The sequence below is a fragment of the Veillonella sp. CNR 79/14 genome, assembly GCF_003992185.1.
GTDB lineage: Bacteria > Bacillota > Negativicutes > Veillonellales > Veillonellaceae > F0422.
Genome location: NZ_RQVH01000003.1, coordinates 135,794 through 155,830, shown reverse-complemented (window position 1 = coordinate 155,830; position 20,037 = coordinate 135,794). Strand labels below are relative to the sequence as shown.

The window sequence follows — 20,037 nt, the reverse complement described above, 5'->3', positions numbered from 1 at the left end:
GAGGAAGTAGTGAGTAATTATAATAAAATAACCACAACATTAGCTGGTAACAACATGCTTGTAGAGTCCATTAATCAGAAAAAACCTTTGATTTTTACAAAAATTGCATTAGGTGATGGCGCTGTATCAGATAATGAAAACATAGAGCTATTAACTGACCTTAAGCACAAAATCTGTGATAATGGGGTTGAGGCTGTTAAGAAAAAAGGGAATGGCGAAATTGATGTAGTAGCTACTATTTCTAACAGTAGACTAACTACAGGATTTTATGCTCGTGAATTGGGCGTATTTGCAAAGGTCGGTGAGAGTGGTACAGAGAAACTGTTTGCCTACACTAATGCGGGATCACAGGCGAGTTATACTACAGCCGGAACCTCGTTGGATGAAAAGTTAATTACTATTACATTTTATGTCGGCAATGCAGAGAATGTAACCATTAATTTAAACAGTCAAATATATGTAACTAAAGAAATGGTAGATGGAGTTAAAAATTCTTTAGAAAGCCAGCTGAATGCACATAAGTCAGACCCTAATGCCCATAACCTCAGCAGATATGCAGGCGGTACACCAATTCCAGCAGGGATAAGCGACTGGAATTCCTTGACGACCCCAGGAATTTACGAAGGAAACGCTCGTAATTTTGGGTGGGCTAATGCGCCATCGTCAAGCAAAATTTATTCGTATGGTCAAATTCAAGTGACCAAAACGGAAGGGAACATAATTAATCAGACCTTTTATTCTTACGGACAAGGCAAGGATATTAAAATAGCGACTCGGACATTCTATAATGCCTGGTCATCGTGGCAGTACTTAGCTGATTGGGATAGTTTAATTACTGACATTACAAAATCTACTACTGGAATTAACGTTAAGAAGGGTGACGGCTCACCTACATTCTTACAATTGTTGACTACAAATAAATCCGATTCAAATACGAATTTGGCACCAACGCTTGGAGTTGTGAAGGAGTTAATCGCAGGTGTAAACTCGTCAATTAGTGGGGTAAACTCGTCAATTAGTAATGGCGATGTGACAATCACCAAAACGACACAAGGTTTTAATGTAAATAAGGGTGGGAATAGTACACCAATTAATTTACTAACCACAGACAGTTCTGATACTAATTCAGGTTTGGCGCCTACCTTAGCAGTAGTAAAGTCCCTTATTGGTGGGGTTGAAGCTTCTGTTAGAACTTTACGTAGCGATGTTATGAATAAAGAGGTAACGGTCACTAAGAATAATACGGGTATTAGCGTAAGGAAAGGATCCTCATCCTCAGATCTTCAACTATTAACGACAAATAAGGCTGATACAAATACAGGATTGGCACCTACATTAGCTGTAGTTAAATCTCTTATTGGTGACGTTGAAGCTTCAGTTAATTCCGTCCGTTCGGACGTTAATGCGAAAGAAGTGACCGTGACAAAAAACACTATTGGCTTGACAGTTCGCAAAGGTAGTACTACATCTGACCTTCAACTATTAACAACAAATAAGGCCGAGACCAATACAGGATTAGCACCTACATTAGCCGTTGTCAAATCTCTTATTGGGGATGTAGAATCCTCGGTTAATTCCGTCCGTTCGGACGTTAATGCGAAAGAGGTAACCGTCACAAAGAATAACACAGGGCTTACGGTAAGAAAGGGCAACAGTTCCTCAGATCTTCAACTACTAACGTCAAATAAAGCAGATACTAACACCGCCCTTGCACCAACACTAGCGGTTGTAAAAGCATTAATTGGTGATATTAATTTGGATGTAACGAGTCTACTAAAATCCAAAGGAGTTCGGTACGACTTTAGCAACGAGAATGCCTGGTATATCTGCTTTGGCGAGGCATTCGGGGGGCTAATTATCCAAGGGGGAATATCTGTTGAGAGTGTCGGTGAATATGGGTATAAAACATATCCTATTTCTTTCAAATCTAAATGTTTTTATGCAAATGCAATATCAATTTTGCCTCAATTCAATGTAGGAGCATGGTGCAAAGTTGTGGATAAGTCTAGGTTCTTATGTGGCTTGGGGAATGATTACTCATCAGATGGAATAACACCCGCCGTAAGATATGTAGCGTTAGGGATTTAACTACCAATGGCAATCCAATGTAATTTAGTAACTCCGTTTTGGGCACTTTGATATTTAAATTTTGTTAAGCTGATTGCAGATATTGCGCTGGTTGCCCATTCGTCTCGATCAAGAGTTTCAGCGACATTGGTAGCTGAAACAATTGACGTTCTTGTAAATGTTATTGGAAAGTTAATGAAATCAGCAAATATCCTGGAGGATACTTCAACATTGGCTTTTCCCCCTTGGTCATTTTAGTAAGCGAATAGCCTTACGCAATTGACCTAATGATTTGTGAGTATACACTCCGTCGGTAACGTTTCCACTAGCATGGCCAAGCAGTAATCGCTTGGCGTTGTAATTGGCGCCCTCGTTATCAAGGCGTGTAGCGAAGGTGTGGCGACAATCGTGGGTGGTGTGTTTGGCATTAATGGCTTTCATTGCTTTGTCAAATTCTCTACTTAGAGATGAATAGGTACGACATTCCTGAATTACGTAAATAGTATTGAGTCTACGCTCGATGATAGGCCATATTCGTTCGTGGATAGGAATAGTACGGATGCCTGATTTAGTCTTGGCCGATGTGATTTTAATCGTTCGTTGCTTACGGTTAACATCACGAGCTTTCAGATTAATCAATTCCGATGCACGCATTCCCGTATAAAGAAGAATCAATGGAATATCATGCAGTGGTGATTCTAAACGCCATAAGCGGTTGATTGCTTGGGTAGTGAAAGGCTTGTGTGGTCGTACTGGCTTATTATGGCCAAGGTTTAGGAACTTGGCATAATTAGTGGTACACCATCCATTGATTATTGCATAGTCAAATAATTGACTAATTAAGGTTCGGATCTTCTTGCAGGAACTGTAAGATAGTCCAGTACTAAGCATGTTGTCAATGATTGACTGTAATTGGAGGTAAGAGATGTCACCAATTGCTACATCGTGAATACTAACCAGGTGCGCAAAGGCGGAGCCGTAGTTGTTAAGAGTGTTAGTGCTTACACTCTTAGCATGCGACGGTATCCACATTTCGTAGACTTCATGAAGTGTTAGGGATTGGCGAGATTGTTGGAGTGCATCAACCGCTTCATCGTAGGTGGAGTAATAGCCTAGGACAGAATATACCACATAAGGACGTTTCGTAGCATGCTTTATTTTTTGTATAAGTTTCATTGTATTCCTCTTTCAACATAAAAAAGCCCTCGTCCATTGACGAGAGCGGAGAATATGATATAATGAAATTACAAATAAGAAGAACCCGATGTGTGAAGGCGTTAGGTTCATCTTAAAATCAATTCACAGTGTGATGACCCTAACGTGTAAGCGCTAGGGTCGTTGTATTATCAGAAACTATTTAAGTAACTGTAATATGGCAACTACTAAAGTAAGAATGGAAATGATTAATTGAATCTTTTCATAATTACGCATAGTATCACCACCTTTCGGTGATGAACCTAACTCACATCGAGTTCTTATGACAATTATAACATACTAGCACCGTATAGGTGCTTTTTTTGTGCAATTTTTTATCTCTTAGAAAGGAGAATAAACATGGAAAATCAATATGTATTTGTATTGGATGAAAAAGGTACACGTATCACATCCTTATTAGTCGGTGTGCATGGCGAAACAGAAGAGGCGTGTATTGAGATTGCAAAACGTGACTACCCTAATCATACGTATGTTACAGGTGGGGATGAAATGCAGCGTCAATTCATCGACTACAAATGCTATGTAAACGGCGAGTTCATAGACTACGTGCCAGAGGCAGTAGAGCCATCCAAAAAAGATAAAATCGAAGTGCTAAAGAAGGAAGCTGAAAAGGAAAGAGAACAATTGAAGGAAGCCTTCCTCACAAAACAGATGAAGGGGCTACCCGTTGATGACATCAAAGATAAGTTCAAGCAAATTGATATTGATTTAATCAAGAAAATCCGCGAGTTGAAATAGGAGGTACTCATTATGAAAGAAACATATTGTGAATGGTGCGGTTCGGTATTATTGGAAAACGGACGTTGCCCTATTGAGGGTTGTGTACAAAATGTATTGCTAGATGCGTTACAAGATGCCGAAGAAGAACCCAAGCAAGAATCCGAGGAAAAGAAAGATGAATCAAATCAAACAGCATAATTTCGTGATGGAGCAGGGCGTGCCTTGCTCCTTCTTGTTAGAGTATAACAAGGAGATACAGGCGGATAACCTATTCGCCGTGGTGAGGGGCAATGCTAGTGATGAGGAGTTCGTGGCAAAGTTCAACATTGCAAAGGTAGAGAATGTGAGTGAAGATGCCATTGTTACATTCAAATTGACATTGAATGGTGATATTCCTCACGGTCGATACATCTATGATGTCTTTGTTTATGATTCAAATAATAAGCCTAAATCTAAAATTTTAAAAGGACACATCTTGATAAAAGCTAGTATCTCAGATAGGGGGCGATTGAATGGGTGACGTAGTACGCATTATTGATGGTGAAGAGAGCGATATCGTCAAGGTCGCTGACTATTCGGGATCAGGTGGCGTCGGTCCACGTGGTCCTAAAGGCGATAAAGGTGAACAAGGTCCTAAAGGCGAACGTGGTCCAGAAGGCCCAGTAGGTCCTAAGGGAGACATTGGCGAGCGAGGCCTTAAGGGCGAAGATGGACAACAAGGACCCCGTGGAGAGCAAGGACCACCAGGACCAAAGGGAGAGGCTTTCAAATTCTCTGATTTTACCACAGAACAATTAGAACTTTTAAAAGGGGTTAAAGGTGATGTAGGCCCACAAGGGCCAATTGGATTAACAGGACCTAAAGGTGAGCAAGGTGACGTGGGTCCACGAGGGCAACAAGGTGAACAAGGTCCACAAGGTGTCACAGGTCCTATAGGACCCAAAGGGGATAAAGGCGAGCCATTCCGATACTCAGACTTTACGGCTGAGCAATTACTTTCGTTGAAAGGACCAAAAGGAGAAATAGGTCCTCAAGGTCCACCTGGTCCTGCTGGTGCTAATGCAACACCTCAAACTCTATCATTCAACAACGGTCAACTATCAATCAGTGGAGGGAATACAGTTACCATTCCGACCACATCAAGTGGTGGTAGTGCGGCAGAATCGACTACACAAAAGAAATATACATACAAAACACCAAAAGGCTCATCATGGATGGATGGTGATAGTCATTTCCTACTTACGAGAATAGGGAATTCGGTTGTAGTAGGTGCTAAGGGGGCGCCATGGGCGACCATTTCGATTACACCTCCCAATGACCAAAACTTTGCTAAACTGCCTAAACGTGAGTCAGATGTCAACGGTCGTGGAGGGACGTGGTTAATAGTTCAGAAACCTACTAATGGGGGAGCCTTTCAAGGGAACTATATAATTCCCGAGGGATTTACTCCAATCAGCTCGGTGTATGCTGACTTAGTAAACGACAATGGCTTAACAGTAGGGTCGGTTATGTTCGGCGACCTCGATAATCAGAGGCTGATCCGCTTCCATTTTGATGGAAAAGGAACACAAGCAAGGAATGCAATTCCTACACGATTACTACGGTTAGGGGTGTGCACGTGGTTAACAGAAGATAACCCGCCGACTAAAGAAATCAACGACCCACTCCAAGGCCGTTTGACTATTTCGGAAATTAGGAAAGGATAAATAATGTGGGGATACAATTTGATAGAAACCATTACACTAATTAGTGGTGCGATAGGAATCTCAACAGTCGTAGTGCATCTTTACGATTTAAAAGTACAGACAGAACGAGAAAATGAACTACTAAAGTTAAGACTAGAGATTGAGGAAGTTTACAAAGGCAACACTCATACTTTAGAACTCAATACGCAAGCAATTACAACACTTGCGAAAAGCATTGATAAATTAAATAGTGCGGTGGATTTAATGCAAGATAAAATTGTAGACCTTGCGACAGAGCAAAGCGCAACAAAGGAAAGTGTTAAGTCAGCACATAAAAGAATTAATGAGTTAAACGAAAGAGGGATTGTTAATGACCATAGATAAGCTAGAATTGATTGGTAAGGCTAAGCGAATATTCCAAAATATCAGAATAGCCAATATCCACCCTACTGGTGTGTTGGCTACACGGTTATTGGTGCTAGTTATGTTAGTACCTATCTTATTAGTAGTGGTTGAATACATGCTTGCCTTTGTGAAAGGACATGTATCGGATGACCTTGGCAAGCTAATTACAGTCGGTATTAACATAATCGACCATATTTTTATTCCGTCAGTGTTGACCGCATTAGTAGGGTTCCTTGCCCTATGGGTGGATAGAGACGGGGACGGCATTCCAGATCAGTTAGAAAAGGAGGACAAACGATGAAAAAAGGATTTGATATTTCAGCATGGCAAGAGACGGAAAGCGGAATACCTTATTATGATGAGCACCGTATGCAACAAGCTAAAGACGAAGGCAATGAATTCGTAATTATTAAATTGGGCGAGAACTATACTGTTGATGAATTCTTTGAGCAGCATATCGCAGCAGCATTAAATGCGGGCCTTGAAGTAGGGGTGTATTATTTCAGCCATGCATACGATGAGGTAACTGCAGTACAAGAAGCAGAATGGGTACTTAATACGTTAAATAGTTATGGATATACTGACTATCATTTACAAGCGGGCATTTGGTATGATTATGAAGAGCATAGACAACTACGTAACATGATTAATGCTGGGGCATTGACAAGCCAAGAAATGACGAATTGTATTAGCAAGTTTGTAAATATATTATGGGGAGCTGGTTTTAAAAATGTAGGTGTGTATAGTGGATATTCCTTATTGTGGGATGAAACATATGCATATAGCCAAATGCCTAGCGTCCCTGTATGGTGTGCCCAATATGATTCGCAATGCGATTATCCAAATATCAGAATATGGCAATATAGCGATTGCGGAATGGTAGCTGGTAAAGAAGTTGATGTCAACTACATGTATGACGGGGAGTAGCTATGTATGAACGCATCAAAACTTATATTAGCCGTTATTCTTGGATTTACTACATTTGCGCTGCCGTGTTCATTCTCTTATTCGGCAGATTTATCTTCGATGGAGGTAACGACTCAGACTATCAACGTGCCACTGACCACTTGGAACGAGCTCAAGAGCAACAACGAGAAAGCCTTGACCTTAATCAGACAATCAAGGCTTCCGTTGACAGAAGCGCAAGCCTTAACCGTGAAGCAAGCGAGCGAATTGAAAGAATTGAAGTCTATCAACATCAAGCAATCACAAGAATTGATGAAAGCACAAAACGACTTGATGAGGCAGAAAGATTACTTGAACGAAATGAACAGCTCGTTAGAGATGTTGAGCAAGGACATCAAGCGCAACAAGGCGACAGAACAACGGCTACACCGACAACGCAACAGGTGGGCAATCGTTAGCGGTTTATTACTTGTTGGATTAGCTGTAAAATAAAATTTAATATAATAAAAAAGCCTACCAGCCATTAATGTATAATTGATATATTTTTAGTTGAAATTTAAGGAAACACTTAACTCTACATATGATAAGGTGTATAATAATATTGCAAGATAATAAAGTTATTAACGAAAGTAGTATAAGATAAATTTTACTTTTAATCATTTTGCGTGTAAGCTTAACAAAAGGGGTATATACTGCTTTATCAAGTGTTGTAGAGTTAAGGGGTGTAAATATAATGAAAGGAAAAGGGCAACAAAGTACTATCTATGATGTAGCAAAATATATAATTGATAACTTTGGACCAATGTCAGCGATGAAATTACAAAAGTTAGCTTTCTATTCACAAGCAATGGCATTAGTGTGGGATGACGTTCCAATTTTTGAAGATGATTTTGAAGCATGGTCTAAGGGGCCAGTTTGTAGAACTCTATTTCAAGCACATAAAGGGATGTTTATGATCGAGAGTGCAGAATTTTTAGATATATATAAACCAGATATTAACAGAATAAGCGAAGATCACAAAGATACTATAAATGCGGTTTGCAATAGTCTTAAAGATGTGTCCGGATATGAGTTAAGTCAAATGACACATTCCGAAAGACCTTGGATAGATGCTAGAGATGGATTGCCAGTTGGCGCACATTGCGATAGAATTATCTCTAAACAATCTATGGAAGAGTATTATCAAGGAAATTGGTGATATGGCAACTAAAAAAGGTAGGACTACAATAAAGCGTTCTACAAAACCAATTTCTAAGGGGCGCAACCATGACGCAGAGTTATTTAAATGGTCTTTCAAATCGTATTATAAGGAACATAAATGCTGGTGTGAGTTAGAAGGTAATGATGTTATCACTAATATTATTCATAAGTTAGAGGATTATGCTACACAAACGTGGTCCGCAGTGAAATCTGCATCAGGAGGCAAAGGTGAGGGTAATGGTACTAATAATCACTCTATCCTGGCTAATAAATTGCCAAAAGAATATAAAGAGCAATATATAGCATCAGGCTATATGAGGGAGTTCGAACAAGTATTTTCATTGCGGTTAACAGGGAAAAAGAGATTAATTGGATATGTATTGAGGGGGACTTTTTACCCTTTGTGGTATGATAAGGATCATTTCATTTTTCCTGTTAAGTAATAGAAATTATAATAAGTAAAATCTCTATAGATAATACAGAGAGACTCTTTTATAAAAATAAAAATTTATGAATAGCACGCTATTAATGGTATTAGGAGTGCTGTAATGAAACTTGAGGATGTAATGACTACACAAGAAGCGGGCGAACGTTGGGGGATTCCTTCGGATTCAATTAAACAATGTTGCCTAAAGAGATATCCTAAAAAGCAGTTTACCGATGAGGAATGTCGTAAGTCTGGTAAATCATGGTTAGTCACAGTAGCTGGCATGTCTCGATTATATGGAAAAGAAAAGACTAAATAGACTAAAAGCCTACCGCCTGTAATAGGTTGGTAGGCTTAATTATTTATTATTGTTAAATATAAATACAGGCTCCATTCTGCTATTTCAGTGTCGGTTGCTCAACCGTTGCTCAACCTGTATCATTGAGAATGTGATAATATCAATGGTTGATGGAGATACTTTACAATTGTTCGTAAATAATAAAAGGGGTCCTTCGGGACCCTTTTTTGTATGCTAGAAATGAGTATGATGGTTTGTGAGCTTGTATAGAAGAACAAGGGTATATGCAAAAACAACAGAGGCAAGTTGAGCGAATCAACTTGCCTCTGTTGTTGTATAGTTAAGTATGTATGATAGTTGTTAGTGTTTTTTTATTTGGAGGAGTCTATTCTAAGCGATTCCATTAGAATGCTGGAAGAATAGCACCTTTGTATTTATCTTCGATAAATTTTTTGATTTCAGGGCTTTGTAAAGCTTTGATCAATTTTTGAATATCTTCACGTTTTTCATCACCTTCACGAACGGATACGATGTTTACATATGGGGAATCTTTAGATTCTAAGAACAATGCATCTTTTGTTGGGTTCAAGTTAGCACCTAATGCAAAGTTTGTGTTGATTACAGAAATTGTGGAATCATCTAATGTACGAGGTAATTGAGCCGCCTCTAATTCAACGAATTTTAAGTTTTTAGGGTTATCTTTGATATCTTGTACTGTAGCAGAAATGCTGTTAGGATCGTTCAAAGTGATTAAACCAGCTTTGGAAAGCAATAGTAATGCACGACCACCATTTGTCGCATCAGATGGGATTGCTACTTGAGCGCCATCTTGTACTTCTTTCAAATCTTTTACTTTTTTAGAGTAAATGCCCATTGGCTCGATGTGTACGGCACCTGCTGTTGCAATGTGAGTACCTTTTTCTTTGTTGAAGTTTTCTTGGTAAGGAATGTGAGCAAAGAAGTTCGCATCAATTTCTTTGTCATTCAAGGACACGTTTGGTTGTACATAGTCGCTGAACTCGATGATTTCTAATTTAATGCCTTCTTTAGCAAGGATTGGTTTTACTTGCTCTAGGATTTCAGCGTGAGGTACTGGGGAAGCACCAATTTTCAATGTTTTACCTGCATCGGAACCAGTGGAGCTAGTGCCAGTGGAACCACAGCCACCTAACAATAAGGCAGCGCCTAATACAGCCGTAGCGGCTAAACTAAATAATTTCTTCATGTCTTATCTCCTTTTCTTTGTGTACTTACATAGTGAATTTCTACTTGCTTAGTATAACAAGAGTTTTGTTATAAGTAAAATATGTTATATATCTAAGGTGTTATAGTTATTGACTATGAATTAGATGGCTACTACTGTGAAAGTAATAAAGACTCCCCTCATAAAGAATGCTAGTTTTATATGATTGTATTACATAGGAGTCCTATAGCCCACAAGAAGTGATACAGTGTACAAGATATAGAAGTAAACTTCATAGCTTCGTTTAATCGTATTGGATCTGCATAGGTGTTGAAGATATGGATGACTTTCATAGCAGGCAGTAAGGAAAGTAAAGCTACTAAGGAAGGCCATGGGATAACTCCGCAGATAGTCCATATTAGTATCCATAGAGAGCTAATGAGGAAGAGCCCTTGTAACAGTTGGAGGCCTCTTTCACGGCCAAGAAGAATGACTAAGGTACGACGACCGTGGTTCGCATCGTTTGTAAAGTCACGTAAATTGTTAGTCATCATAATAGCACCGATTAAGATGGTGGACGGTACGGCAGGAATTAGATAGGTCCAGTGCAAGGTGTGAGTCCAAGCAAAGAGGGTAATGCCCACGATGGCAAAACCCATGGCAAGACCAGAGGCGAGTTCACCAAAAGGGGTACGAGAAATGGGTTTAGGTCCACCAGAGTATAAGATGCTAGTCAGTATGCAAAGCGTGCCTACAGGAATATACCACCATGTGACAGCCTTAGCGAGGGCAATGCCTAAGATGAGTGGAAGTATAGTCGTCATATATCCCCAACGTTTGATAATCGCTGGAGAGATGCCATCACGGACAATAGAACCACTATTTCCAGCTGCTTGTGTGAGGTCAAGACCAGATTTAAAATCAAAATATTCATTCCAAATATTGGCTGCGATTTGCGCGCTTAACACACAAATTAGAATGCCTACGGTATACACCAAGGATAGCCAAATAGGTTGTACGGTTTCAAACTGCGTAGCCCCCATAGCAGCGCCTAGTACAACAGGACTGAAAGCTGCAGTCAAGGTGCGTGGACGTATTAATGCAAAGAATTGTGAAAGATTCATAGAGTGTCCTTTCTTTCAAAATGTTATGTGGATCTTTAACAGCTAATGTATGCTCATGTTAGCAAGATGTACTCGCTGTAAATAATATAATTATCATACCACAAGTATAGTGACAAACCAATATGCAGAGGCCTCGTTGCAATAAGGAGGAAATGATAAAGCACCTATGTTGATAAATAAAAAATATAGTGTATAATTTGAAATATAGGGTATAATAAAAAATAATAGAAACACTATAAGTATATAAGTGGTTAACTCGTAATGATCTGGTGATGCAAGAGATAACACTAGTTGCGAGTAGATATAGGAGTTGTTTATGATTACACATGCTCTATTAACAGATATGTATCAATTTACCATGATGCAAGGTTTATTTACGCAAAACAAACATCGTACTCGTTGTGTATTCGATCGCTTTTACCGGATGAATCCATTTCAAGGCGCCTATACTGTGGTCGCTGGATTGGAACAAGTTATCGAGTATGTGAAAGGCTTACGTTTCTCTGAGGATGATATTATCTATTTACGACAAACGGGTGTGTTTACAGAAGAATTCTTGACATATTTAAGCACATTCCGCTTTACTGGAACTATCTATGCGGCCCCAGAAGGATCTGTGGTATTCCCGGGGGAAGTGTTACTTCGAGTAGAATCTGCCAAGGATGAGGCCATTTTATTGGAAACAGCATTATCTATGTTTTTAAATCATGAGTCCTTGATTGCGACCAAAGCACGTCGTATCCGATCTGTCATTGGCAAGGATGGAGTAGCAGAGTTTGGTATGCGAAGAGCCCAAGGGGTGAGCGCAGCTGTACAAGGAGCTAGAGCAGCTTTCATAGGAGGCTTTGATAGCACTAGTGATGTGTACAGTGCTGCTTTGTATGGCATGCGACCTGTAGGGACTATGGCACACAGTTGGGTCATGAGTTTTCCTACTGAAATTGATGCATTCCGTGCGTATGCAGACCAATACGAAAATAATTTGGTGTTTTTAGTGGACACCTATAATACACTACATAAAGGTGTGCCTGCGGCCATCCAAGTGTTCCAAGAGATTCGTGAACGCCGTGGGGGCACGATGCCGTCCATTTATGGTATTCGCTTGGATAGTGGAGATTTGGCATATTTATCTATCGAGGCTCGTAAGATGCTAGATGAGGCAGGATTTAAAGAGGCATTAATTTTTGCCACCAATGATCTAGATGAATATAAAATTGCAGACTTGAAACAGCAAGGAGCAGAGATCACAGCGTGGGGTGTAGGTACAAAACTGATTACTGCTGATGAAACACCAGCTCTAGGTGGTGTATACAAATTAGCGGGCCAATGGGAAGGGGACACCTTTATGCCAGCTATGAAATTTTCAGATAATATTGAAAAGGTAACAAATCCTGGCAAGAAAAAAGTATTGCGCCTCATCAATGTACGAAATCATAAGCTCATTGGTGATTTAATTTGCTTAGACCACGAAACAGTAGACCCCACACAGGATTATGTGTTTAAAAATCCATTGCATCCATGGAAACAAACTGTATTAAAGGCAAATAGCTTTAAAATACAAGAACTATTAGTGCCTATTTTTGTAGATGGAGAATTGGTGTACAATCTACCTTCCTTGGCACAGGTGAAAGCCTATGGAGAAGAGCAAATTCAATTACTATGGCCAGAATTTTTACGACTTCGTAGAGCACCAGAGGTGAAAGTTAACATCAGCGAAGAATTACATCAATTAAAATCTAAATTATTACTGGAAAAAGTAGGAGATCCTAGTTAAGTTAAAATGTTATATCAATCACAACATATGAAGTAATCTTACTTGTCTACGAAAGATATATTTTCGATGGATAGTAAGGCTCGCTTAATGGATAGCCCTCCTGTGTAACCAGTGAGGGCGTTTCCTTTGCCTAACACACGATGACAAGGGATGATGAGAGAAATAGGGTTAGCACCAACCGCAGATCCTATGGCTTGGGCTCCTTTAGGAATAGGGGAGTTAAATACACGTTGGCTTAGCTCTCCGTAGGTAAGGGATGTGCCGTAGGGAATATGTTGTAACTGAGACCATACTTTTTGTTGGAACGTTGTGCCTTGAGGTGCTAAAGGAATCATCATCGTTGGGACTTGTCCGACGAAGTATTGATCTAGCCATTGGATAGTTTGTTGCAAAATGGGGGAAGAAATAGTCTTATCTATGACCACTGGTTCTTGAAAATTTACAGATTGAGTTGGAAATGTGAGCCCTACTAAGGCAGAGGCTGTGGCATATAGTGTAAGAGTGCCCAAAGGGCTTTCATAAGTAGTATAAATAATAGACATATAGGTACTCCTTATAGAGGTATGCAAATAAAGTACAATAGAAGTATGAAAAATAGCTACACTTCGATACCATTACATGCTATACTAGTGATATATTATAAATGTCTTATGGTAATGAAAGGGGACAACTATGAAACAAGTGTATACAGAGCAAGCACCAGCAGCATTAGGACCATATTCTCAAGCTTACAAAGCGAATGGTTTTGTGTTCATTTCTGGTCAAGGCGGTATTGATCCAGCACAAGGCGCTCTAGTAGAAGGTGGCGTGGAAGCACAAACATTGCAAGCGATGAAAAACATCGAAGCTATCTTAAAAGAAGCAGGCACTGATTTTTCTAAAGTTGTAAAAACAACATGCTTTTTAGCAGATATGGGTGACTTTGCCAAATTTAATGCTATTTATGCTGAGTATTTTACATCTAAACCAGCTCGTAGTTGTGTGGCAGTCAAAACATTACCAGCTAACTTCTTAGTAGAAGTAGAAGTGATTGCCCTAGCAGAATAGTATATTGTATTATACCATAAGCGGTTTAATAAGTACTAAAAAGCTGTTACATTATGATTGACTCTTAATGTGGCAGCTTTTTGCTTATGGTCAGATGATGGAAGTAGTGATAGAATAGGTGAAATTATGTTAAGTAAACCAAAATATTTAAGTACGGTGAAAGCCATAATACATATTATTATTGGATCGACGGTGTTTGCAGTAGGGGTACAAGGATTTATTGTACCGCATAAACTTTTAAGTGGTGGAATTAGTGGTCTAAGCTTGATTATTTATTATGTGACACAAGGTATATTAAGTTTAGGTTCTATTAACTTTCTTTTGAATATACCAGTGCTGTACGCGGCATGGAGATGGTTAGGACGTTGGCACCTAGGGATTACCATCTTAGGCACTATTATCATGTCTATTTTGATCAACCTATTGTCTCCATTGGAAGCCTTGGAATTAACAAAGAATCCAATTATTGGAGGTATCTTAGGGGGTCTATTCTCTGGATTGGGTCTTGGTATCGTATACCGTGGTGGCGGTAATACGGGTGGTATGGATCCCATTGCTATGATTATTCGGAATCGTTTTGGATTACAAATAGGCAGTATCTTATTTGGTATTAATATGATGATTCTCATCGTTGGTGCTATTGTTATCAATATTGAGGCGGCGGCTACCACTTTGATTAGTACCTATTTAGCAGCGATGGTAACCAATAAGGTAATTACTGGTTTTAACCAACGCAAGGCAATGTTTATCATTTCCTATAAACCAGTGACGATTTGTAATTTAATCATTGATAAAATCGGTCGTGGTGCTACGATTTTGAATGGAGAAGGCGCCTATACACATCAGCCTAAACAGGTTATTATGGTAGTAGTAAGTTTGTTGCAAGTGGCTCGCTTGAAAGCTGCCGTAGAAGCGGAAGATCCAACAGCATTTATGGTTATCACGGATGCAGCAGAGGTTATCGGCACAGGTTTCTCGGCAAGGTCTACGAATGGTGCTGTAGAACGGGTATTGCAAACCTGTGATCCAGTGAAAGCGGCTGAAGCAGAGCAAATGATTCATGAAGTGCAAATGGCAAGAAATGAAATCCCTTCCCAAGAGCATAAGGAGGAACACTAATATGGTACATCCATTGGCAGGACAACCTGTAAAAAAAGAAGATTTGATTCATGTAGATACAGTTGTGAAAGACTTTTTTCGCATTGTTCCTAATCATGAGACTTTAGAAGAACGAGTAAGCTTTGGTACGTCTGGACATCGAGGGATTGCATCCAAAGGGACCTTTAATGAACTTCATGTGGCAGCCATTGTACAAGCAATTTGTGATGTGCGTCAAGAATTTGGTGCTACAGGACCTTGCTATATTGGACAAGATACACATGCCTTATCACAACCAGCTTTGCAAGTAGCCATTGAAGTCTTGTTGGGAAATCGTGTGAAAACACGTGTGGATGCACATCGTGAATTTGTGCCTACTCCAAGTGTATCTCGGGCTATTTTGCGACACAATGCAGATACGACAGTAGAGAATGTGGCAGATGGTATTATTATTACGCCGTCGCATAATCCGCCAGAACATGGCGGGATTAAATATAACCCACCTCATGGGGGCCCAGCAGATACAGCTGTAACCAAACGAATTGAAGCCTTAGCTAACGAATATTTGCAAAAAGGATTAGATAGCATTCAACGATTTTCCTTTCATCATCTAGTGGGGGCTCATGAAAGTGCTCATTGTGGTTGCTGTCATCATGAAGAAGAGAAAGCAGTAGCACCTGCTGCGATTTCTATAGACGAAGCGGGACAATATTTAGAACCATATGATTTTAAAATGGCCTATGTAAAAGAATTGCCTCAGATTATCAATATGAAAGCAATCCAAGAAGCCAATCCAAAGGTGTTAATTAATGCGTTAGGAGGCAGTGGAGGGGCCTATTGGCATGCCATTGCTGAGGAGTATAACCTAAACTTTACTATCATTAATAGTGACTATGATCCAACATTTAGCTTCATGTCCTATGACCATGATGGTGCTATTCGTATGGACTGTTCTTCCCCATATGCTATGGCAGAGGTAGCAAAAAATTTAGGTGATCATGAACTAGCTATTGGCAATGACCCAGACTATGATCGTCATGGCATCGTCACAGAAGAAGGTTTGTTAGCACCCAATCAATATTTAGTAGTAGCTGCTAAGTATTTGAATGAAACTCGCCCTTGGGAAGGAAAAGGTGTTGGAAAAACAGCTGTTGTGACAAGCTTGATGGATGCCTATTGCAAAGATTCCAATCATCCAGTCTATGAAGTGCCAGTAGGTTTTAAATATTTTGCTCCATTATTATTTGATGGACGCATAGGCCTAGGGGCAGAGGAGAGTGCAGGAGCGTCCTTCTTGCAACAGGATGGAACCGTATGGACTACTGATAAAGATGGCATCATTTTAGGACTTTTAGCGGTGGAAATGGTAGCCACTACAGGGAAAACTCCTGCACAACACTATGTAAATATGACGGAACAATGGGGAACACCGGTGTTCCAACGTGTGGATATGCCTTGTACAGCGGAAATAAAAAGTGCTTTAAAAGGTATGAAACCTAGTGATGTGACTATGACAAAATTAGGAGGCAGTCCGATTCTAGATATTCGTACGACCTCTTTGTTTGAAGAACAACCTATCGATGGTGTTAAAATTGTGACAGATACAGGTTGGTTTGTAGCACGACCATCAGGAACAGAAAACTTATATAAAATGTATGCAGAGTCCTATTTAGGCGAAGAAGGGCTGGCGCAGCTGATGGAAGATGGTAAACGCATTATTGAAGGGTTAGTAACAAAATCTGTTTAGTTGGTAACCGTCTTTAACATGTCCATAAAGAGAAGGGAGTCCATGTACTTACTGAGTCTGTTCTTGTATGTCCAGTGTTTAACTGATATAATTAATAAATATGGTCTATATACAATGAACTAAGTATTCGAATAACAGACTATTGACAATCACTTGTTATAATCATGAAATACCACGTATGGAGGTGGTGGAATGACAGTATATTTATGGGCCTTTGTCATTGCTCTCGTAGTAACGTATATTTGCACGCCTTTGGTGAAACAATTTGCTGTTAAGGTAGGTGCTATTGATAAACCAGATGCACGTAAGGTGCATCAAGTGTCAACTCCACGATTAGGTGGATTGGCCATCTATATTGGCTATATGGTATCTTTGCTATATAGTGTGAAAGATGTGTCTTCTGTCAAAGGATTGATTGTAGGTTCAATCATCCTAGTAACAGTAGGGATTTGGGACGATATTAAGCAAATTGGTCCCAAAACAAAATTGATGGGACAAATTTTGGCGGCTCTTATGTTGCCACTATTTGGCAATGCGGTGCATTTTATTAGCATTGGTGACCATCTATTGTATTTAGAATATTTTGCTATACCGTTGACGGTATTTTGGATTGTAGGATTTACGAATATTGTGAATCTCATTGATGGATTAGATGGATTGGCAGCAGGGATTTCTCTCATTGCGTGTATTACGATTTGTATCGTGACTTTGCAAATGGGGCAAATCGAATTGGCTTGCATTACTTTGGCATTAGCTGGGGCGGCTTGCGGATTCTTGCGCTACAACTTTAATCCTGCCAAAATATTTATGGGTGATACAGGCAGTATGCTATTGGGTTATACCATGGCAGCTATCTCTGTCATGGGTAGTGTAAAAACGGCAGCGACTGTGGCATTGGTGGTACCTGTGATTGTGTTAGGATTACCAATTTTAGATACTTTATTTGCCATTGTACGTCGACGTATTAATGGACGCCCTGTATTCCAACCAGATAAAGGACATTTGCATCATCGTCTACTGGCGATGGGGCTCACACAAAAACAAGCTGTGTTGCTCATGTATGCCATCACCGCACTTTTAGGCTGTGTGTCTATCGTGGCGGCAAAAGCAAACTTTGTCATAGGAGTCTTGCTAGTGCTTGTTATACTTTGTGCATGCGTGTGGACAGCAACAAAAATTGGGATTATATCCAAAGACAACGACGTTCGTAAATAGCTATGCAAAACGCCAGGAGCTCAGGCTTCATGGCGTTTTTTGCTTTTAGGCAAAGGGAAAGCGTGGCACATTCCTTCACAAACGGTATTTCATAATGTTTGTTCAGGAACATGCCACGCTTTCTAGTGTTTGTAGAATTAAGTATATTACGCCATGTTGCTTACGCTTATGGTGTTTTGCCTAGTGTTTGCTCACTTTGTAGGGGAGGAGTGGGAACATACCGCGGTTTTTTTGCATTTTCTTAAGGCAAGTAATGAAATGCCATATGCCTTAGATAATCTACTTTGCGGTTGAAGGCGTTTTGTCTAGTGCTTACTCACTCTGTAGGGGAGGAGGTGCCACGCTTTCTGGCGTTTGCAAAATTAGGCATATTACACCATGTTGTTTACGCTTATGGCGTTTTGTCTAGTGTTTGCTCACTCTGTGAGGGGAGGGTTGTGACGTTTTATTTTGATGTACTTCTTTACAGTTTCTACTAGTATGGAAGGCTTGTACATGATACAATAGAGATAATTGAAAAAGCTTAATAAAGTGATTTAGGAAAGTTTGTATATGACGGCTTTCATGGTAAAGGAAGTAAACGAAATATGTGGGAGGTACTATGTTAAAAGTCATGACCATATTTGGGACACGTCCTGAGGCAATAAAGATGGCACCAGTTGTTAAGGCTTTGGAAGCAGCGCCTGATATGGAGTCCATCGTTACGGTAACGGCACAGCATAGAGAAATGTTAGATCAGGTGTTGCATTTGTTTTCCATAACACCTAATTATGATTTAAATATTATGAGTCAAGGGCAGACCTTGTATGATGTAACTTGCCGTGCCTTAATGGGACTGCAAGAGGTATTGAAAGAAGCAAAACCTGATGTGGTTCTTGTTCATGGCGATACGACCACTACTTTTGTGGGGGCGCTAGCGGCATTTTATGAAGGGATTCCTGTTGGGCATGTGGAGGCAGGTCTTCGGACGGGTAATATTTACTCTCCATTTCCTGAGGAGATGAATCGTAAGTTGACAGGTGCTATTGGGACGTACCATTTTGCACCCACCACTACATCGGAAGCGAATTTATTGAAAGAAAATATAAATCCAGATCACTTGTATGTAACAGGGAATACGGTTATCGATGCGCTGCAAACTACAGTAAAGGAAGACTACACATTTACTGAAGAGTTGCTGAACAAAATTGATTACGTGAACCAAAAGGTTATTTTGGTCACCACTCATCGTCGTGAGAATTTAGGCAATCCAATGCGTAATGTATATGAGGCAATTCGTGATATTATTGGAGAACATGAAGAGGTTGAAGTTATATTCCCTATGCACCGAAATCCAAAGGTACGCAGTATTGTACAAGAGGTACTAGGTGATATGCCACGTGTACATTTGATTGAGCCATTAGAATATGAACCATTTGCAAACTTAATGGATCGGACCTATCTTATTATGACAGACTCTGGTGGTATTCAAGAGGAAGCGCCATCTTTGGGTAAACCTGTACTAGTTCTTCGTGATACGACAGAGCGACCTGAAGCAGTCCAAGCAGGTACAGTAAAATTAGTGGGCACTGATAAAGCAACTGTATACTCCACAGCTAAAGAGTTAATTACGAATGCAGAAATGTATACTACTATGTCAAATGCAGTGAACCCTTATGGGGATGGATTAGCATCAGAACGAATTGTACAAGCCTTACGGCATGAATTTTTTGAGCATCAAGAAAAACCATCGTCCTTTGGAAAATAATAGTCGATGTATGCATTCTAGTTATAATTAAGTTGATAGCTACTTTCATTGACTGTGTAATTGAGGAATGTACACGGTTTTGAATCAAATCGTATGGAAAGTTTTGATAGATATAAAATTTATATATTGTTAAAATTGTTTTCATTGGTGGTATAATCTACGATGTTAGAGGTATAGGA

Annotated in this window: 22 protein-coding genes; 18 read left to right on the top strand and 4 right to left on the bottom strand. The window is 39.8% G+C overall.

What is annotated here, in order from left to right:
* Positions 1-9 precede the first annotated feature (9 nt).
* Positions 10-2,088: a phage tail protein gene (locus tag EO119_RS01830; RefSeq protein WP_126940453.1), complete on the top strand. Its 2,079-nt coding sequence runs from the start codon at positions 10-12 to the stop codon at positions 2,086-2,088.
* A 228-nt stretch (positions 2,089-2,316) separates the two neighbouring features.
* Here the strand turns inward: EO119_RS01830 and EO119_RS01825 are convergent, their stop codons facing one another.
* Positions 2,317-3,243, bottom strand: a complete 927-nt coding sequence (locus tag EO119_RS01825; RefSeq protein ID WP_126940452.1) for a site-specific integrase — start codon at positions 3,241-3,243, stop codon at positions 2,317-2,319.
* Positions 3,244-3,621: 378 nt separating this feature from the next.
* Here EO119_RS01825 and EO119_RS01820 point away from each other — a divergent pair, with 378 nt between their 5' ends.
* The 11 genes from EO119_RS01820 to EO119_RS01775 all read left to right on the top strand — a co-directional run bounded on the left by EO119_RS01820 (position 3,622) and on the right by EO119_RS01775 (position 8,944).
* Positions 3,622-4,020, top strand: a complete 399-nt coding sequence (locus tag EO119_RS01820; RefSeq protein ID WP_126940451.1) for a hypothetical protein — start codon at positions 3,622-3,624, stop codon at positions 4,018-4,020.
* 12 nt (positions 4,021-4,032) lie between these two features.
* Positions 4,033-4,200 carry a hypothetical protein gene (locus tag EO119_RS08070; RefSeq protein ID WP_164725658.1) on the top strand — a complete coding sequence of 56 codons (168 nt, stop codon included), beginning with the start codon at positions 4,033-4,035 and terminating at the stop codon, positions 4,198-4,200.
* The gene (locus EO119_RS01815) at positions 4,178-4,522 is read left to right on the top strand and encodes a hypothetical protein (RefSeq protein WP_126940450.1); all 345 of its coding nucleotides are present in this window, start codon (positions 4,178-4,180) and stop codon (positions 4,520-4,522) included. Before EO119_RS08070 ends, EO119_RS01815 begins: the two co-directional genes overlap by 23 nt.
* Positions 4,515-5,708 (top strand): collagen-like protein, encoded by a 1,194-nt coding sequence (locus EO119_RS01810; protein WP_126940449.1) that lies wholly within the window; start codon positions 4,515-4,517, stop codon positions 5,706-5,708. The genes EO119_RS01815 and EO119_RS01810 overlap by 8 nt, the downstream gene beginning before the upstream one ends.
* A 3-nt stretch (positions 5,709-5,711) precedes the next feature.
* The gene (locus EO119_RS01805; protein ID WP_126940448.1) at positions 5,712-6,071 is read left to right on the top strand and encodes a hypothetical protein; all 360 of its coding nucleotides are present in this window, start codon (positions 5,712-5,714) and stop codon (positions 6,069-6,071) included.
* Positions 6,058-6,393 (top strand): hypothetical protein, encoded by a 336-nt coding sequence (locus EO119_RS01800; protein WP_126940447.1) that lies wholly within the window; start codon positions 6,058-6,060, stop codon positions 6,391-6,393. The genes EO119_RS01805 and EO119_RS01800 overlap by 14 nt, the downstream gene beginning before the upstream one ends.
* On the top strand, positions 6,390-7,019 hold the full coding sequence (locus tag EO119_RS01795) for a GH25 family lysozyme (RefSeq protein WP_126940446.1): 630 nt from the start codon (positions 6,390-6,392) through the stop codon (positions 7,017-7,019). The genes EO119_RS01800 and EO119_RS01795 overlap by 4 nt, the downstream gene beginning before the upstream one ends.
* A gap of 6 nt (positions 7,020-7,025) precedes the next feature.
* A complete protein-coding gene (locus tag EO119_RS01790; RefSeq protein ID WP_126940445.1) occupies positions 7,026-7,490 on the top strand; it encodes a hypothetical protein in 465 nt (154 codons plus the stop codon).
* 241 nt (positions 7,491-7,731) lie between these two features.
* The gene (locus EO119_RS01785) at positions 7,732-8,196 is read left to right on the top strand and encodes a Panacea domain-containing protein (RefSeq protein WP_126940444.1); all 465 of its coding nucleotides are present in this window, start codon (positions 7,732-7,734) and stop codon (positions 8,194-8,196) included.
* 1 nt (position 8,197) lies between these two features.
* Positions 8,198-8,641 carry a hypothetical protein gene (locus EO119_RS01780; protein ID WP_126940443.1) on the top strand — a complete coding sequence of 148 codons (444 nt, stop codon included), beginning with the start codon at positions 8,198-8,200 and terminating at the stop codon, positions 8,639-8,641.
* 105 nt (positions 8,642-8,746) lie between these two features.
* The gene (locus EO119_RS01775; RefSeq protein WP_126940442.1) at positions 8,747-8,944 is read left to right on the top strand and encodes a helix-turn-helix domain-containing protein; all 198 of its coding nucleotides are present in this window, start codon (positions 8,747-8,749) and stop codon (positions 8,942-8,944) included.
* A 382-nt stretch (positions 8,945-9,326) separates the two neighbouring features.
* Here the strand turns inward: EO119_RS01775 and EO119_RS01770 are convergent, their stop codons facing one another.
* Positions 9,327-10,148 (bottom strand): MetQ/NlpA family ABC transporter substrate-binding protein, encoded by an 822-nt coding sequence (locus tag EO119_RS01770; protein WP_009353368.1) that lies wholly within the window; start codon positions 10,146-10,148, stop codon positions 9,327-9,329.
* Positions 10,149-10,324: 176 nt separating this feature from the next.
* The gene (menA, locus tag EO119_RS01765; protein WP_009353274.1) at positions 10,325-11,230 is read right to left on the bottom strand and encodes a 1,4-dihydroxy-2-naphthoate octaprenyltransferase; all 906 of its coding nucleotides are present in this window, start codon (positions 11,228-11,230) and stop codon (positions 10,325-10,327) included.
* A gap of 316 nt (positions 11,231-11,546) precedes the next feature.
* Here menA and EO119_RS01760 point away from each other — a divergent pair, with 316 nt between their 5' ends.
* Positions 11,547-13,004, top strand: coding sequence for a nicotinate phosphoribosyltransferase (locus EO119_RS01760; RefSeq protein ID WP_126940441.1), 1,458 nt, complete (start codon positions 11,547-11,549; stop codon positions 13,002-13,004).
* Between the two features lie 38 nt (positions 13,005-13,042).
* Here EO119_RS01760 and EO119_RS01755 read toward each other — a convergent pair whose 3' ends face one another.
* A complete protein-coding gene (locus EO119_RS01755) occupies positions 13,043-13,546 on the bottom strand; it encodes a methylated-DNA--[protein]-cysteine S-methyltransferase (RefSeq protein ID WP_126940440.1) in 504 nt (167 codons plus the stop codon).
* 130 nt (positions 13,547-13,676) lie between these two features.
* Here EO119_RS01755 and EO119_RS01750 point away from each other — a divergent pair, with 130 nt between their 5' ends.
* From EO119_RS01750 to wecB, 5 genes are all read left to right on the top strand, one after another.
* On the top strand, positions 13,677-14,051 hold the full coding sequence (locus EO119_RS01750) for a RidA family protein (RefSeq protein WP_009353332.1): 375 nt from the start codon (positions 13,677-13,679) through the stop codon (positions 14,049-14,051).
* A 126-nt stretch (positions 14,052-14,177) separates the two neighbouring features.
* Positions 14,178-15,170, top strand: coding sequence for a YitT family protein (locus tag EO119_RS01745; RefSeq protein ID WP_009353335.1), 993 nt, complete (start codon positions 14,178-14,180; stop codon positions 15,168-15,170).
* Position 15,171: 1 nt separating this feature from the next.
* A complete protein-coding gene (locus EO119_RS01740) occupies positions 15,172-16,896 on the top strand; it encodes a phosphoglucomutase (protein ID WP_126940439.1) in 1,725 nt (574 codons plus the stop codon).
* 192 nt (positions 16,897-17,088) lie between these two features.
* Positions 17,089-18,111 carry a glycosyltransferase family 4 protein gene (locus tag EO119_RS01735; RefSeq protein ID WP_126940438.1) on the top strand — a complete coding sequence of 341 codons (1,023 nt, stop codon included), beginning with the start codon at positions 17,089-17,091 and terminating at the stop codon, positions 18,109-18,111.
* 601 nt (positions 18,112-18,712) lie between these two features.
* Complete coding sequence (gene wecB / locus EO119_RS01730) at positions 18,713-19,858, top strand: non-hydrolyzing UDP-N-acetylglucosamine 2-epimerase (RefSeq protein ID WP_126940437.1); 1,146 nt, start codon at positions 18,713-18,715, stop codon at positions 19,856-19,858.
* Positions 19,859-20,037: the final 179 nt, after the last annotated feature.